The 15157-nt window shown below is 54.9% G+C and carries 18 protein-coding genes; 3 read left to right on the top strand and 15 right to left on the bottom strand.

The features are described 5' to 3' along the window. Nucleotides 1-89 precede the first annotated feature (89 nt). Genes argB through QZ280_RS02590 form a run of 3 tightly spaced genes read left to right on the top strand, consistent with a single transcriptional unit; the run spans nt 90 to nt 2059 of the window. Nucleotides 90-950, top strand: coding sequence for an acetylglutamate kinase (gene argB, locus QZ280_RS02600; RefSeq protein ID WP_293440791.1), 861 nt, complete (start codon nt 90-92; stop codon nt 948-950). After that, the gene (locus QZ280_RS02595; RefSeq protein WP_293440789.1) at nt 943-1566 is read left to right on the top strand and encodes a ferredoxin; all 624 of its coding nucleotides are present in this window, start codon (nt 943-945) and stop codon (nt 1564-1566) included. The genes argB and QZ280_RS02595 overlap by 8 nt, the downstream gene beginning before the upstream one ends. A gap of 4 nt (nt 1567-1570) precedes the next feature. Beyond that, entirely contained in the window at nt 1571-2059 is a 489-nt protein-coding gene (locus QZ280_RS02590) for a histidine phosphatase family protein (protein WP_293440787.1), read from the top strand. A 145-nt stretch (nt 2060-2204) separates the two neighbouring features. On the opposite strand, the gene QZ280_RS02585 is transcribed toward QZ280_RS02590, so the two are convergent. The 15 genes from QZ280_RS02585 to rplF all read right to left on the bottom strand — a co-directional run bounded on the left by QZ280_RS02585 (nt 2205) and on the right by rplF (nt 15133). Beyond that, a complete protein-coding gene (locus QZ280_RS02585) occupies nt 2205-2969 on the bottom strand; it encodes an amino acid ABC transporter ATP-binding protein (protein ID WP_293440784.1) in 765 nt (254 codons plus the stop codon). Nucleotides 2970-2984: 15 nt separating this feature from the next. Beyond that, nucleotides 2985-4280, bottom strand: coding sequence for an amino acid ABC transporter permease (locus QZ280_RS02580; RefSeq protein WP_293440782.1), 1296 nt, complete (start codon nt 4278-4280; stop codon nt 2985-2987). Between the two features lies 1 nt (nt 4281). Beyond that, nucleotides 4282-5511, bottom strand: coding sequence for an ABC transporter permease subunit (locus QZ280_RS02575; RefSeq protein WP_293440781.1), 1230 nt, complete (start codon nt 5509-5511; stop codon nt 4282-4284). Between the two features lie 140 nt (nt 5512-5651). Continuing rightward, complete coding sequence (locus QZ280_RS02570) at nt 5652-6671, bottom strand: amino acid ABC transporter substrate-binding protein (RefSeq protein ID WP_293440779.1); 1020 nt, start codon at nt 6669-6671, stop codon at nt 5652-5654. 227 nt (nt 6672-6898) lie between these two features. Continuing rightward, complete coding sequence (locus QZ280_RS02565; protein ID WP_293440776.1) at nt 6899-7609, bottom strand: ATP12 family protein; 711 nt, start codon at nt 7607-7609, stop codon at nt 6899-6901. Beyond that, complete coding sequence (locus QZ280_RS02560) at nt 7602-8282, bottom strand: HAD-IA family hydrolase (RefSeq protein ID WP_293440773.1); 681 nt, start codon at nt 8280-8282, stop codon at nt 7602-7604. The genes QZ280_RS02565 and QZ280_RS02560 overlap by 8 nt, the downstream gene beginning before the upstream one ends. Further along, nucleotides 8282-9325, bottom strand: coding sequence for an RluA family pseudouridine synthase (locus QZ280_RS02555; protein WP_293440771.1), 1044 nt, complete (start codon nt 9323-9325; stop codon nt 8282-8284). The genes QZ280_RS02560 and QZ280_RS02555 overlap by 1 nt, the downstream gene beginning before the upstream one ends. Then, nucleotides 9322-9699 (bottom strand): fluoride efflux transporter CrcB, encoded by a 378-nt coding sequence (crcB, locus tag QZ280_RS02550; protein ID WP_293441124.1) that lies wholly within the window; start codon nt 9697-9699, stop codon nt 9322-9324. Before crcB ends, QZ280_RS02555 begins: the two co-directional genes overlap by 4 nt. A gap of 80 nt (nt 9700-9779) precedes the next feature. Continuing rightward, nucleotides 9780-11090 carry a replication-associated recombination protein A gene (locus QZ280_RS02545; protein WP_293440769.1) on the bottom strand — a complete coding sequence of 437 codons (1311 nt, stop codon included), beginning with the start codon at nt 11088-11090 and terminating at the stop codon, nt 9780-9782. Nucleotides 11091-11093: 3 nt separating this feature from the next. After that, entirely contained in the window at nt 11094-12476 is a 1383-nt protein-coding gene (locus tag QZ280_RS02540) for a trypsin-like peptidase domain-containing protein (protein WP_293440767.1), read from the bottom strand. A 452-nt stretch (nt 12477-12928) separates the two neighbouring features. Then, a complete protein-coding gene (locus QZ280_RS02535; protein ID WP_293440765.1) occupies nt 12929-13159 on the bottom strand; it encodes a twin-arginine translocation signal domain-containing protein in 231 nt (76 codons plus the stop codon). A 176-nt stretch (nt 13160-13335) separates the two neighbouring features. Beyond that, complete coding sequence (rpmD, locus tag QZ280_RS02530) at nt 13336-13524, bottom strand: 50S ribosomal protein L30 (RefSeq protein WP_072630317.1); 189 nt, start codon at nt 13522-13524, stop codon at nt 13336-13338. 13 nt (nt 13525-13537) lie between these two features. Beyond that, on the bottom strand, nt 13538-14107 hold the full coding sequence (gene rpsE, locus QZ280_RS02525; RefSeq protein ID WP_072630316.1) for a 30S ribosomal protein S5: 570 nt from the start codon (nt 14105-14107) through the stop codon (nt 13538-13540). A 121-nt stretch (nt 14108-14228) separates the two neighbouring features. Next, nucleotides 14229-14588, bottom strand: coding sequence for a 50S ribosomal protein L18 (gene rplR, locus QZ280_RS02520; RefSeq protein WP_293440758.1), 360 nt, complete (start codon nt 14586-14588; stop codon nt 14229-14231). A gap of 11 nt (nt 14589-14599) precedes the next feature. Continuing rightward, nucleotides 14600-15133, bottom strand: a complete 534-nt coding sequence (gene rplF / locus QZ280_RS02515) for a 50S ribosomal protein L6 (protein ID WP_009828659.1) — start codon at nt 15131-15133, stop codon at nt 14600-14602. Nucleotides 15134-15157 lie beyond the last annotated feature (24 nt).

Here is a 15157-nt window from a genome sequence, read left to right as displayed (position 1 = left end):
GTAAAATTTAAATGATGACATTTTTCACATCCCACTTTGCCTTGCCCCTGTGCCAAGCGGGCGCTAACCAAGGGTTAAGAGGTCCCAATATGAAGAAACAAGATATGAACCGCGATTGGATCGCCACGGCGCAAACGCTCTCCTATGCTCTCCCACTTTTGCAGCGCTATGATGATGCGACGGTTGTGATCAAACTTGGCGGTCATGCGATGGGCAGTGACGCTGGCATGGAAAGCTTTGCACGCGATGTCGTGCTGATGCAGCAGGTCGGCGTGAACCCAGTGATCGTGCATGGCGGCGGACCGATGATTAACGCGATGCTCGAACGTTTGGACATTCAGTCCGAGTTCGTGAAAGGCAAGCGCGTGACCGACGCAGCAACAGTCGAAGTCGTTGAAATGGTGCTTTCGGGCCGTGTGAACAAACGTATTGTGCAGGCGATCAACGCGGAAGGTGGCAAGGCTGTTGGCCTCTCTGGCAAAGATGCGAACCTGATGATCTGTGATCAAACCGATCCCGATCTCGGCTTTGTTGGCACGCCCTCGGAGATGAATCCCAACTTCCTGCGTGGCCTTGCGAAAGACAATATCATCCCCGTGATCGCGCCTTTAGGCACAGGTCGAAACGGTGAAACGTTCAACGTCAATGGCGACACAGCCGCAGGCGCGATTGCGGCCAGTCTCAAGGCAGATCGCCTGTTGTTGCTCACCGATGTGGCAGGCGTCAAAGACGGCACGGGCGAGGTGCTCACCGAACTCACCGCCGCCCAAATCCGCGCATTGACGGCAGATGGCACGATCGCGGGCGGCATGATCCCGAAAACCGAAACCGCACTCACCGCAATTGAAGGCGGCGTGCGCGCTGTCGTCATCCTTGATGGGCGCGCGCCAAATGCATGCTTGCTGGAACTCTACACAGAACACGGCGCAGGTTCGCTCATCCGTGATTGAGGACATCCGCAAGGCCGCAAACGCGCAGCATTTGGAAATCTTGGGCGCTTTGCACGAAGGCACAGACACCATCTTGCTTCTTGGCCCCTTAGAGCCAGAGTTCTGGAAGGTCTTCAAATCCAGCCCGGAAGCGCAAGATGGCCAATCAGACCCGCTCGATCGCTGGTCCAAACGCATCATCAGCCAGCTTGCGACCAACTCCAAAGCCTCCACACATTTCCCCTCAGACGGCCCGGCCTATCCGCCCTTCATCTCATGGGCGCTAGAGAGCGGTGAAAGCTGGGCCTCGCCAGTTGGCATGTTGGTGCATCAAAACGCAGGGCTTTTCGCCTCCTACCGTGGCGCACTCCGCCTCAACGGACACCTAGCGCTCCCTGCGCCAGCAACGTCGCCCTGCACCCCCTGCGCCAAACCTTGTGAAACCGCCTGTCCCGTCGGCGCACTCAGCGAAACCAGCTACGATGTAGAGGCTTGCAAAGTTCACATACTCGGCCCCGACAGCAAATCCTGCCGCGCCCAAGGATGCGCCGCGCGCCGCGCCTGCCCTGTCTCGCAAACCTTTAGCCGCCGACCCGAACAATCCGCTTTCCACATGCGCGCCTTTTTGGGAGAGTAACCTCATGAACAAAACCCTAATTGTCATGCGACACGCCAAATCCAGCTGGGATGAACCCGTTGAAGACAAATGCCGCCTCCTGAACGAACGCGGCCGAAACGGTGCAACCGCGCTTGGTGATTGGATGCGCCGAGCTGCACTTATCCCCGATGAGATCCTCTGCTCCTCTGCCGCGCGCACGCAAGAAACCGCAGATCGCCTCGCTCTTGATACACCCCTCACGCTAAACGACGCGCTCTATATGACGTCCTCGGATGTGTTGATGAAGCATGTACAAAGGGCACACGCAGACACGCTACTGATCGTCGCGCATAATCCAGGCATTGGCGAGTTTGCGGAACGCCTTGCAAAAACAGCCCCAAACAATCCGCGCTTTTTTGACTACCCTTCAGGCGCGACCACGGTGTTCACCTGCGATATCGCGGACTGGAGCGCACTACACTTCCATCAGAACACCGCAGCACATTTCACGACGCCGCACGACTTACTCTAACCGCTTCTTTGGTCCCTAAATGCCGCGGGGGATCGGCAAAGCCGCGGGGTCAGCGCCCCCAATCAAACAAAAAAAGACAGGCCCGAAGGCCTGCCCTTTTTCTTCAGTACCCCTGTGTGCTGAGCACGCAGGGTCACGCATAATATTAGTGACCCAAAATCTGGCTCAAGAACAACTGCGTACGTTCGGATTGCGGGTTGTTAAAGAACGCTTCCGGCTCGTTCTGCTCTACAATCTGGCCCTGATCCATAAAGATCACGCGGTTCGCAACCTGACGCGCAAAGCCCATCTCATGCGTTACGCAGAGCATGGTCATGCCCTCTTCGGCCAGCTCGATCATCGTATCAAGCACCTCTTTGATCATCTCAGGGTCAAGCGCTGACGTCGGCTCGTCAAAGAGCATGATCCGCGGTTGCATGCACAAGGATCGTGCGATTGCCACGCGTTGTTGCTGACCACCGGACAATTGGCCAGGATACTTCAACGCCTGATCAGGAATTTTCACCTTCTCAAGGAAATGCATCGCCAGTTCTTCGGCTTCCTTCTTGGGTGTTTTACGCACCCAGATCGGGGCCAATGTGCAGTTCTCCAAGATAGACAGATGCGGGAAAAGGTTAAAGTGCTGGAAACACATCCCAACCTCTGAGCGGATCTTGTCGATGTTTTTGATGTCAGACGACAACACCGTGCCATCGACTTCAATGCGACCTTGCTGGTGCTCTTCCAGCGCATTGATGCAGCGAATGAGCGTGGATTTACCAGACCCAGAAGGTCCACAAATCACGATCCGCTCGCCGCGGTTTACTGTCAGATCAATGTCGCGCAGCACGTGAAATGTGCCGTACCACTTGTTCATGTTTTCAATTGAAATGGCGACCTCGTCGGACACCTTCATTTGTGCTTCGGCCATGTTATCAGCCCCTTCTTATCGGTGACCGGTTGCGAGCTGGCGCTCCAACCATTGTGAGTATTGTGAAATACCGTAGCAAATTGGGAAGAAGAACAAGACCGCTGCCAGCCACAATTCCCAATAAACACCATTCCATTCTGTAGACGCGAGGATCGGGCCACGGATCATACCGACCAAATCAAACATCGAAATGACCGAGACCAGAACCGTATCCTTGAACAGACCCACCGCCACGTTCACGATCCCAGGAATGGAAATCTTGAGCGCTTGTGGCAGGATGATCAGACGCATGGACTGCGCGTAATCAAGTCCAAGGCTGCCTGCTGCTTCTGCTTGCCCCTTTGGCAAAGCCGCCAAACCACCGCGCACAACTTCCGCGATATAGGCAGCTGAGAACATGGTGATCATAATGATCACACGCAGGATCAAATCAAAGTTGGATCCCGGTGGAAGGAAGTAGCCCAGAACCACGTTCGCCACGAACAAGAGTGTGATCAATGGAACACCGCGAATGAATTCGATGAACACAACGCAGATCCATTTGATGATCAACATGTCCGATTGACGACCAAGTGCAAGTAGAATGCCCAATGGCAAGGACAATGATACGCAAACCACGCCAAGGATGAAGTTCAACATGAACCCGCCCATATCGCGTGATGGCACTTGCTCAAGCGCAAGAACGCCAGAGAGCGGATCCGTGATGTAACCCATCAAGCCCCAGACCACCAAAGTGGCCACAATGCCGCCGATCAAACCCATCGCGAAGCTTTGGTATTCTAGCTTTGTGAAGACCACATAGCCGATGATCAAACCAACCGCGACCATCACTGGCACCAGCAAGGAACCGCCCCAGATCAGCCAGAAGGCCAAGAATGGGAAGATCGCTGTAATGATCAACATCTTGCGCGGCAGTTTGTTAAACAGCACAGGTGCCGCCGCAAAGAACAGCAAGAAGAACGCAATTGTCGGACGCCAGTATTCCTCGGACGGGTACTTAAAGCCGAACAAAAGTTGTGGCCAACGTTCTGTCAGGACCGAGAAGCAGCCCCCCGTTTTGCCCTGCAAGATTTCACGGCACTCGGCCAATGAATTAGTCGTCCACACGCCATTGTAGAACCAAGGGAACGCGCCAGAGACAATCATGTAGATGAAGTAAATCGCCAGCAAGGTCAGGATCGTGTTGAACCAGCCATCAAACAGGTTCTTCTTGATCCATGTAACCGGGCCCGCCGCCGTGACAGGCGGGGTTTGCTCCTGCAACATTGCGTCGCGGACGAAAGCGACGGGTGTGGTGTTGGTATCGCTCATCCTACCGCTCCTTCAATTTTACAGAATTGTTATAGACGTTCATCACCGCAGATATGCTGAGGGAGATGATCAAATAGAAGGCCATCAACAGCAGAACCGTCTCAATCGCGCGACCTGTCTGGTTCAGCGTAATGCCACCCAGCGTACCCGTGACATCCATATAGCCAACAGCAATCGCCAAAGATGAGTTCTTGGTAATGTTGAGGTACTGAGAAATCAGCGGCGGAATGATCACGCGCAAAGCTTGCGGCAAGATCACCAGGTTCATCGTGCGACTTGGACGCAGACCCAGCGACGCTGCCGCTTCTGTCTGGCCAGTCGAGATCGCCAAGATACCCGCACGCACGTTTTCCGCGATGAAAGCTGCCGTGTAGATAGACAAGGCAAATGTCAGCGCGATGTAAGAGTTACGCGCATAGATGCCGCCCTTGAAGTTGAAGCCTTTGAGCGCAGGAATTTCCCACGATAGCCCCATAATGACACAAGCAACCAACACTGGAACCAACCAGATTGCCAAGGTGTAATACCATGTAGTTGGCCGATCGCCTGTGCGCTCTTGCGTAGCTGTTGCATTCTTAGACAAAGCTCGCGCCCCAAAGAAGCTAGCGATAAGCAAGCCAATGATGATCAGATAACCCGTTGAACCCGCCGCCCATTCAGCCGTGAAGGTTGGGCGCGGGAAGTAAAAACCACGACCCGTAAAGGCAAAGAGGTCAAGGAACATGCTCGCCGTCGCATCATCGCCGCGAAACTCGCGGGGCTGCGGGAGCACCGCAACGAAGACCGCCATAATGATCAGGATCCAGATCAACACAGGCACGTTGCGGAAAATCTCCACATAAACGCCCATCAATTTGTTGACGATCCAATTGTTACTCAGGCGCAGAACACCCACAACAACGCCGATAATTGTTGCCAACAAACAGGCAACTACGGCAACCAGCAATGTATTCAACATGCCAACAACCGCCGCACGCAGGTGCGTGGATTGTGACGTGTACTCGATCAAACGCTGGTTAATGTCGTAGCCCGCAGGCTCGCCCAAGAAGTTATACGAGATGTTCAGACCAGCCGCCTTAAGGTTCGCAATCAAGTTGCTTCCCAAATAGGCAAAGGCTGCGATCAGCGCGATCAGAACAATGAATTGAAATGTGTAGGATCGGTAACGCGTATCGTTGATCAACGTAGATAAGCGAAATCCGCCCTTGGGAGGGTCAGATAGAGTCGTCATAGACTGTTCCCTGGTGTACTGTCTTTGGTGAAACCTGCCGGTTGCTCCGGTCATGGCTCAAAGACCACTTTTCTAAAATAAAATAGCGTAAAGAAAGAAGGGCGCGGAGTGTTCCGCGCCCTTCCTAAGTCAATCCGGGTTTAGCGGAATGGTGGAACGTAGAGCAGACCACCGTCTGTCCACTGAGCGTTCAGACCACGACCAAGACCGATTGGCGTGTTCTCACCAATGTTCTTCTCGAAAATCTCGCCGTAGTTACCGCCAGCCATGATAGCTTTCTTCGCCCAGTCAGCGTCAAGGCCGAGCATCTCGCCCAATGTGCCTTCTGTACCCAAGAGACGGTTGATCTCTGGGTTGTTGCCAGCTGCTGCTGCCATGTCTGCGATGTTTGCAGATGTCACACCCAGCTCTTCAGCTGCGATGAGTGCGTTCAAAGACCAACGAACAACGTCGCCCCACTCAGAATCGCCGTGACGGACCAGTGGGCCGAGTGGCTCTTTAGAGATGATCTCTGGAAGAACAACGTGATCAGCTGGGTTCTCGAATGCGGCACGTGTTGCCGCAAGACCAGATGCGTCTGTTGTGTAAACGTCGCAAGCACCTTCGAGGTACAAAGGCTGTGCTTCAGCGTTTGTCTCGATTGGAACTGGCTCATAAGAGATGTTGTTTGTACGGAAGTAGTCCGCCAAGTTCAGCTCTGTTGTTGTACCAGTCTGGATACATACTGTCGCGCCGTCGAGCTCTTTCGCGGAAGATACGCCAAGGGCCTTAGGAACCATGAAGCCTTGACCGTCGTAGTAGTTAACACCTACGAATTCGAACTTCAGGTCAACGTCACGAGAGAACGTCCATGTTGTGTTACGTGCCAGCATGTCGATTTCGCCGGACGCCAACGCTGTGAAGCGTGTTTTACCAGTTGTTGGAACGAACTCGACCGCGGATGGGTCGCCAAGAACAGCAGCTGCGACCGCGCGGCATACGCCCACGTCGAAACCTTGCCATTCGCCGTTCGCATCTGGTGCCGCGAAACCAACGAGACCAGTGGTCACGCCACAGTTCAGCTTGCCGCGCGCTTTAACATCGTCAAGCGTACCGGCCGCTGCTGCGCCAGCTGCCAAAGCAGCTACAGTCAACGCACCAAAAAATACGGATTTTTTCATTTTTACCTCTTCCTGATTACCCATCCTTTGCGGATGGTTCTTCCCACGAGTGGGTGTGGGGTTTCATACCAAAGACAGGAACTTCCCGCCTTAGTGTCGCAGAGTTTGGCCGCAACACCCCATAAACGTCAAGTGGAACATACGCAGAATAGCCACGAATTAACCCTCAGCGACCCTAGGTAAAGCCCCGCAGTAGTAATCTTTAACCCATTGATCAAAAAACGGCGCTAATTCCGGCTCTTTTGGAAGAAATCATGGGCGTGTTCGAAGGCCTCGCCCTTGATTCTCGCCATATCTTCCGCCTCTTCGTCGAGGCCCCACTGCTCTTGCTGATAGCGCTCATCAAGACGCGAAAGTTCCCATAACTCTGCCGGAGTAGCATAGTTCTTCATCGCGGCCAGACCGATTACAAATGATCCCGGCAATGTTATCAGATCATGCATCGCAGTCAGCTCGAACGCAGTCAGATCACTAAGTACAGCGCGCAAAATGTGCAAACTTAATTCGGGTTGCGGGGCAAACATCACACCGCTCACTGGTGTAAGAGGTGCTGCAAATACCCGCGCGCACCAGGCAAGCAACGGATCCCAAGCAGCCGCTTGCCGCGCAACCAATTCCGCGGGCTGGCTGGCGCGGTAACACAGCAAATCTGTCCCTGCGTATTCCCCAAGCATGTCCGCCACCGCGTCAAACTGCGGCGTAACTTTATCAACTGCCGAATTTGCAGATTTGGTCACTGGCATTGTCTCGGGGTTAACTCCCTCGACCTGCGCATCCCATTCCAACGCCATCGACTCAGCCATCACAAGCGTCGGCACAATCAAGCTCGCTTTGCCTGGTGTTTTGATCGCGCGCCCGTCCAAATACACAGTAAAACCACCCTCAACCTCGACGGCCGCCGCGACCTCCCAGAACCGCTTCATTTTCCACTCAGACATCAGTCTTGCTCCACACCGTCTCAAGCGCGCCTTCAAGCTGCGCGAAATCTTCAATCACGACATCCGCTCCCGCCAGCCGCGCGACCTCATGATAACCCCAAGCGACCCCGATGAAGGACACACCCGCCCCGGTTGCCATATCCATATCAAAACTCGTATCGCCGATCATAACGGTATCGCGAGCCTCAACGCCCAAATCCCGCATCGCTTGCAAAATCATCGAAGGATCGGGCTTGCTCGGATGATCATCCGCCACTTGCTTCGTGAGGAAAACTCCATCCAGCCCATGCGCCTCGATCAACTTATCCAAACCGCGCCGTGACTTGCCTGTCGCCACCCCGAGCAAGACGTCATCTTGCCCTTTTAAACTCAATAACGCCTCGCGCGCACCCGCATACAACGGTGAAGAAACATCCGCCCCTTGCAAACGGCGCAGCCCCACGTAGGCATCTTTATAGCCCTGAACCATCCGTGTGCAGGCGCCGTGATCAAGCGTCGGCGCAAGCATCGGAATTGCTACATCCAGCGATAATCCTACTATGCCCAAAACCGCGCCGCAACTTGGCGCTTGCAGCCCTTCGGCCTCAAACGCCCCTGCCATTGCGGCTAGAATATCCGCTTGGCTGTCGACAAGCGTTCCATCCACATCGAAAATAACGCCTCGCAAGCGCATTACATCAGCTCTTCAAACGGATCTTCTGGCACCTCTTTGGGATCCCACGCGAAGGTGTCCCATGTGCGCTGCATATGATCTGGCAAAGGCGCTGTAATATGCAAGGTCGCTTTGGTACTTGGATGTTCGATCTGCAAAGAGCGCGCATGCAGGTGCAACTTCTTGCTCATATCACCACCCAGTTGCGATCCCCAACCATCACCCAGATTTTCCTGACCGGAACCGCCGTATTTGCCATCGCCAACAACAGGATGCCCCATCTCAGACATATGCGCGCGCAGCTGATGCGTGCGGCCTGTGATTGGGATCAAAGCACACCACGACGTGCGTTGCCCCGCAGTCTCCAATACCGCGTAATCGGTCAAAGCGCGTTTCGCGCCATCGGTCTGATCCACCTCGCGCGGATGGATGCAGATCATCTTCTCCCCCTCGCCGCGCGCGCCGTGACCGGGGGCTTTCATTAAGCCATACTTGATCGTGCCCATGCGCGGGTTTGGAACCCCTGCAATCGCTGCCCAATAAATCTTGCGCGTGTTACGATGCCGAAACGAAGCCGTCAGATCCGCCGTCGCACGTCGCGTGCGTCCAAGGATCAATACGCCAGAGGTGTCTTTGTCCAGACGATGCACCAATTTCGGGCGTTCCTCAAAATCATACATCAGCGCATCCAGCAGCCCGTCCACATGCCGCGCGTGCCCCGTGCCGCCCTGCACAGGCAGACCAGCGGGTTTATTCAACGCAATCACATGATCGTCTTTGTAAATCACGCAAGAGCGAATGAATTTCGCATCCGCTGCACTGACTTTGCTAGGCGCCGCATGCTTAGGCGCAGCACTATCGGGTAGCGGGGGGATACGCAGTTGCATCCCAGTTTCCACACGCGAATTGGCCTTTACGCGGCCCGCGTCCAGACGCAGCTCACCCTTACGGCACATTTTCTCGATCATGCCTTGTGTGACTTGCGGAAACTTGCGCTTCAAAAAACGGTCAAGGCGCTGGTCGCCGTCATCTTCTTCAATGATAATCGTTTGAACGCGGCTCATGCCCATAACCCTCTCGCGATGGCAAGACCCACCATCAATCCTAAAATCGACAGACCCACAGAGAGCCCGATATAAAGCGTTGCTTGGCCAAATGCACCGCGCTCTAGCAATGTGACGCTCTCCAGCGAGAATGCGGAAAACGTCGTAAAACCACCCAAAAGCCCCGTCATCACAAACAGGTTGGCCTGCGTATAGTCCTTATGATGCGCGGCGACCACGAATAGGCCCATCAAGAACGAGCCGATGATGTTCACAGGCAAAATCCCGAGCGGAAAACTCATAGGAAGCGTTTTGCTCACCGCATATCCAAACAAATATCGCAGGCTAGAGCCGATCGCGCCACCGAGGGCCACAAGGGAAACATTGAGTAACATCGCAGCCATGTCGCGCGCACGCGCTCCAGAGTCAAGTTAGCGGTCCCAAGCGCGGCGCCCCGATTTTTTAGAAAAATCGCTTACCCACCCCGTTGCGCACGGAGTTTTGCAAAATACTCCACGCGCTTTTTCAATTCACGTTCAAACCCGCGCTCCACAGGCGCATACATCGCCGGTCGCTCCATCCCCTCTGGGAAATAGTTCTGCCCCGAAAACCCGTCCTCTGCATCATGGTCATAAGCATAATCCGTGCCATAGCCCAGATCCGTCATCAAATCCGTCGGCGCATTCAAAATATGCTTTGGTGGTAGCTTGGATCCCGTCGCCTTAGCCACGTTGCGCGCGGCCTTATAGGCCACATAATTCGCATTCGATTTTGGCGCGAGCGCGAGATAAATCAGCGCCTGGGACAATGCCAATTCGCCTTCGGGCGAGCCTAAACGCTCATATGTTTGCCAACTTTGCAAACACACGGCCTGCGCTTGTGGATCGGCCAAGCCAATATCTTCAACCGCCATACGCACCAAACGCCGCGCCAAGAAACGTGGGTCTTCCCCACCTTCCAGCATACGTGCAAACCAATACAGCGCTGCATCAGGATCCGAGCCACGCACCGATTTATGCAAGGCAGAGATCAGATTGTAATGCGCATCACCGGATTTATCATACTGCGCCGCGCGCTTTTGCAAACGTTTGCTCAGCTCTGGCGGTGTCAGCTTGCTATCCGTCTTCCAAGCCGCGACCTGCTCAATCAAATTGAGCAAAGCCCGCCCATCGCCGTCCGCCATCTCCAACAAGGCTTCGCGTGCAGGACCATTAAGGGGCAGCTCTTTGTCCAACTCCTGCTCCGCGCGCTGCGCCATACGTTCCAGATCCGCAAGGTCGAGCCGCTCGAGCACGAGAACCTGCGCACGCGACAACACGGCTGAATTCAACTCGAACGACGGGTTCTCCGTGGTTGCCCCAACCAACAGGATCGTGCCATCCTCCATATGCGGCAAGAACCCGTCTTGCTGGGCCTTGTTGAAACGGTGGATTTCATCAACGAACAAAAGCGTGCCTTGCCCGTTCTGGCGGCGGATCTTCGCGCCCTCAAATACTTTTCGCAGATCGGGCATGCCCGTAAAAATCGCGCTAATTTGCACGAAATGCAGCTCGGTTTCATCGGCTAACAAACGCGCAATCGTCGTCTTGCCAACGCCCGGCGGTCCCCAAAAAACAATTGACGAGAGCGAGCCTGAGGACAGCATCACTTCCAGCGGTGCGCCTTCGCCCAGAACCTGCTTTTGGCCAATCACCTCGGCCAAGGATTGCGGACGCAAACGATCTGCAAGCGGGCGTAGCCCCTTTTGCGGCTCTCTAGCAGCGCCTGTATCAAAGAGATCAACCACCGCTCACAACCTAAAGCGTAGCAGCACGAGCTGCCCGCCCCTTTCCACAACGAGCGAAACGGATCGTCTTCCCGTGCTCAACGCTTGCACTACGTCCGAGGGCGCGGTGATTTTGCGTCCATCAATCTCTCGCAATATGTCGCCGCGCTGCACGCCAACACGCGGCGCGATGGGGCCAGTCTCCAGCACGACGACACCTTCGGGCAGAATTGGCAGCTGGTATTCGGATAATACGGCGGGATTCACATTCGCCACTTTCATGCCTTGTAAAACATCGCGCTCGCCCAAGGTCAGGTCATCGCGCGGTGGCAAATCCGGTGGGCCAATCATCGCGACGGTATACTCCGCCACGCGGCCCTCGCGAATAGCGCGCACGTCGATTTCAGCGCCTATGCCTGCAACAGTCATATAATACAGCATTTCGGAGGGTGAATTCACCTCACGCCCACCTGCTGCGACGATGACATCGCCGACCCCCAGACCTACAGCAGCAAACGGACTGCCTTCCTGCACTTGGGTGATCGCCATGCCCCCTGCGCGCTCCAATCCAAGGGAGTTAGCCAAATCCGCGTCCACCGTTTGCCCGCCCATGCCAGCCCAAGGGCGCCTAAAACGGGTTTTGCCCGCGCGGGCTTGGGTCACGAATTGATCGACCAACGCCGCAGGGATCGCAAAACCGATCCCGTTGGAGCCGCCAGAGCGCGTGACAATCGCGGTGTTCACGCCAATCAACGCGCCATCCATCCCGATCAATGCGCCCCCCGAATTGCCCGGATTGATTGGCGCGTCGGTTTGGATGAAATAGCCGCGCTCATTGCCCGTCACCGCGCCAGAGCGCGCGAGGCCAGAAATGATCCCGCTTGACACTGTTTGACCGACACCAAAAGGATTGCCTATGGCCAAAGTGAGTTCGCCCACTTCGACCGTGTTGCTGTCGCGTAAGGGTAAAAACGGCAGCTCTTCCGCGTCTTTGAGCCGTAGGATCGCTAGATCGCTAGCCTTATCGCCAAGCAACACCTCGGCAGAGAATTCGCGGCGGTCTTTTAGGACCACGCGAATGTCGCTCGCGCCGCCCACCACGTGATAGTTCGACACCATAAAGCCATCACGCGACAGGATCACGCCAGAGCCAAGAGAGTTTTGCACGCGTGGCCGCGCGGGGCCGAGATCACCAAAGAAGTTCTTGAAGAAAGGATCGGACGCAAACGGACTGACCCGCATCTCTACAATGCGTTTGGCGTAAATGTTGACCACGGCAGGTGCCGCGTCATGCACCAAAGGCGCGAAGCTGAGGGAAATCTGCGCTTGGCTGGTAGGGACAGTGCTTTGCGCGGCGGCAGCGATAGGTGCCGATAGAAACAGGGATAGGATCAAAGCGCGGAACATGGGTCACCTCATTTGTCTGAGGTCCATGATATGCGAGGTGACGCGCGGCGGTGCAAGGGGGAGCTACTTTTGACACGTCGGGCAACGCACGCCCTGTTTGCCTGTGCTTAACCCTAGATCAGCTAAAACACCCCCGAGCTCAAGAACGGCACGATCCATGATCCCATCCTGTTTAACAACAACGGTAAACATTCCGGTCAGGATGCACAGGTTTTAAAACCAAGTACAAAGCCACGCTTTGTGGGCGATCAGCAGATACGTTCTCGGTAGGCCTGCCACACCGTTTAGCCTATGATGATCAAGCCCTCCGCCAGCTCATTTGCTGAGCGGAGCGCTAGTGCGCGCAGTTCCTAGCCTTACCAACCGCCGATTTTTCACAATGGCTGCATCGCCGACCAGTGCAGCCGGAGTATCCGCGTTGAATTGATCACCATGCTCATGCGTCATCACGATCAGATCCGCGGCAAGCTTGCTAGCTTAGAGCGAAGGTTCCCAGACTGGATCACACCCGCTGGCGTTTCCTTGATGATGAAGGCGTGGCGAATGGCTTGGACCTTGACCTCGCGCGTTTCTGTTTTGAAGCTGTTGTTGCTGTACCCGTCCGCGAGTGCGGTGAACGACAGAACAGTGATCCCTGCACTGGCGCCTGTGGCTTTTAAAAACGAACGTCTAGTCTGGTTCATTTAGGATCTCCTCGCACCGTGTGATGCGGGAGGGGTAGCGCTTTTGCAGTATTGAGAAAATTTGTCGGGCATTAGTCGAAACCGCAGGTCCCAATGAAAAAGCGCCCTTGGATCTCTCCAAGGGCGCTCGATCTGGTGGCCTTTGGTGCTAAGCACGCAAGGCAACTGGGCTACATTCAGCCTTTTTCTTCGATGATCTCAACCATGTGAGAAATCTTGTTGACCATGCCGCGTACTGCAGGCGTGTCTTCAAGCTCACGTGTTTTGTGCATCTTGTTCAAGCCAAGACCGATAAGTGTCTGGCGCTGCTTTTCTGGGCGGCGGATCGGGGAACCGATCTGCTTTACAACGATTGTTTTAGCCATCTGTCAGGTCTCCTTACGCGTCAGCTGCTTCAGGAGCGGCCGCAGCAGGTGCGTCGTCCTTCTTGAGAATGTCAGCAACTTTCTTGCCACGGCGCTGTGCAACAGAGCGTGGGCTGCTTTCTTTCTTCAGACCGTCCATAGTGGCGCGGATCATGTTGTACGGGTTTTGCGAACCGATAGATTTCGCAACAACGTCTTGTACGCCAAGCATCTCGAATACGGCACGCATTGGACCACCGGCGATGATACCAGTACCTTGTGGTGCTGTGCGCATCACAACTTTGCCTGCGCCGTGACGGCCCTCGACATCGTGGTGCAACGTGCGGCCTTCACGAAGAGCTACGCGAATCATTTGACGCTTCGCTTGCTCCGTCGCTTTGCGAATAGCCTCTGGGACTTCTTTCGCTTTACCTTTGCCGAAGCCTACGCGACCTTTTTGATCACCAACAACGACGAGTGCGGCGAAGCCAAAGCGCTTACCACCCTTAACGGTTTTGGAAACGCGGTTGATCGCAACCAAGCGATCCGCAAATTCCGGTGTTTCATCGCGGCGATTGCCACGGCGGTTGTCACGTTCTGCCATGTGGAGCAGTCCTTTTATGAGTGGCGCGTTCGGCACCTAAATTTCGTTCAATCCTAGTGGGTTATGCACCCCCGGATCATCGGAAAGGCGCGCCACTTCTGACACGCCTCTCTCGTTTGACTTAGATCTTCAAACCACCTTCACGTGCGGCTTCAGCAACTGCCTTGACCTTACCGTGGAAGAGGAAGCCGCCACGGTCGAAGTAAACTTCTTCCACGCCAGCTTTCTTTGCGCGCTCAGCGATCGCGGCACCAACCTTAGTTGCTGCTTCAACATTGTTCTTGCCGATAACACCCAAAGACTTCTCCAAAGAGGAAGCCGAGGCGAGTGTTACGCCATTCACATCATCAATCACCTGAGCGCTGATGTTTTTGTTGCTGCGATGAACGGAGAGACGCATGCGTCCCGCGTTGCTGCGGCGTAGTTTGTTCCGGACGCGCAGACGGCGCTTCAGAAACAGTGTTCTTTTGCTATTTGCCATTTGACTGGTCCTTACTTCTTCTTGCCTTCCTTACGGAAGATAAACTCGCCTTTGTAACGAATGCCTTTGCCTTTGTAGGGCTCGGGCTTGCGCCATGCACGAATGTCAGCTGCCACTTGGCCAACCTGCTGTTCGTCGTTGCCTTCGATGACAATTTCGGTCGGCTTGGGGACAGTAATCGTGATGCCCTCAGGGATAGCGAAATCGACGTCGTGAGACAGGCCGAGGTTCAGTTTCACTACGTTACCGGCCAAAGCGGCACGATAACCAACACCGTGAATCTCAAGCTCTTTCTTGGCACCAGTGTTCACACCAGTCACAAGATTTGCGATGCGAGTGCGGGACATACCCCACTGCTGACGCGCACGCTTGGAATTGCCACGAGGTGTGACTTTGACAGTGTTTTCCTCAATTGTGAGGGTCACATCGTCTGTTGCGGTGAAGCTACGTGCCCCTTTAGGGCCTTTCACTTCAACAGTCTGACCGGAAACAGAGGCTGTAACACCCGCTGGTAGATCGACTGGTTTTTTACCAATTCGAGACATACGCTTTCCTTAGAAGACTGTGCA

The sequence above is a fragment of the Planktotalea sp. genome (genome assembly GCF_018607995.1).
Classification (GTDB): domain Bacteria; phylum Pseudomonadota; class Alphaproteobacteria; order Rhodobacterales; family Rhodobacteraceae; genus Planktotalea.
Note: the sequence above shows the minus strand (reverse complement) of the source record. Positions and strands in the feature narration are given on the sequence as shown.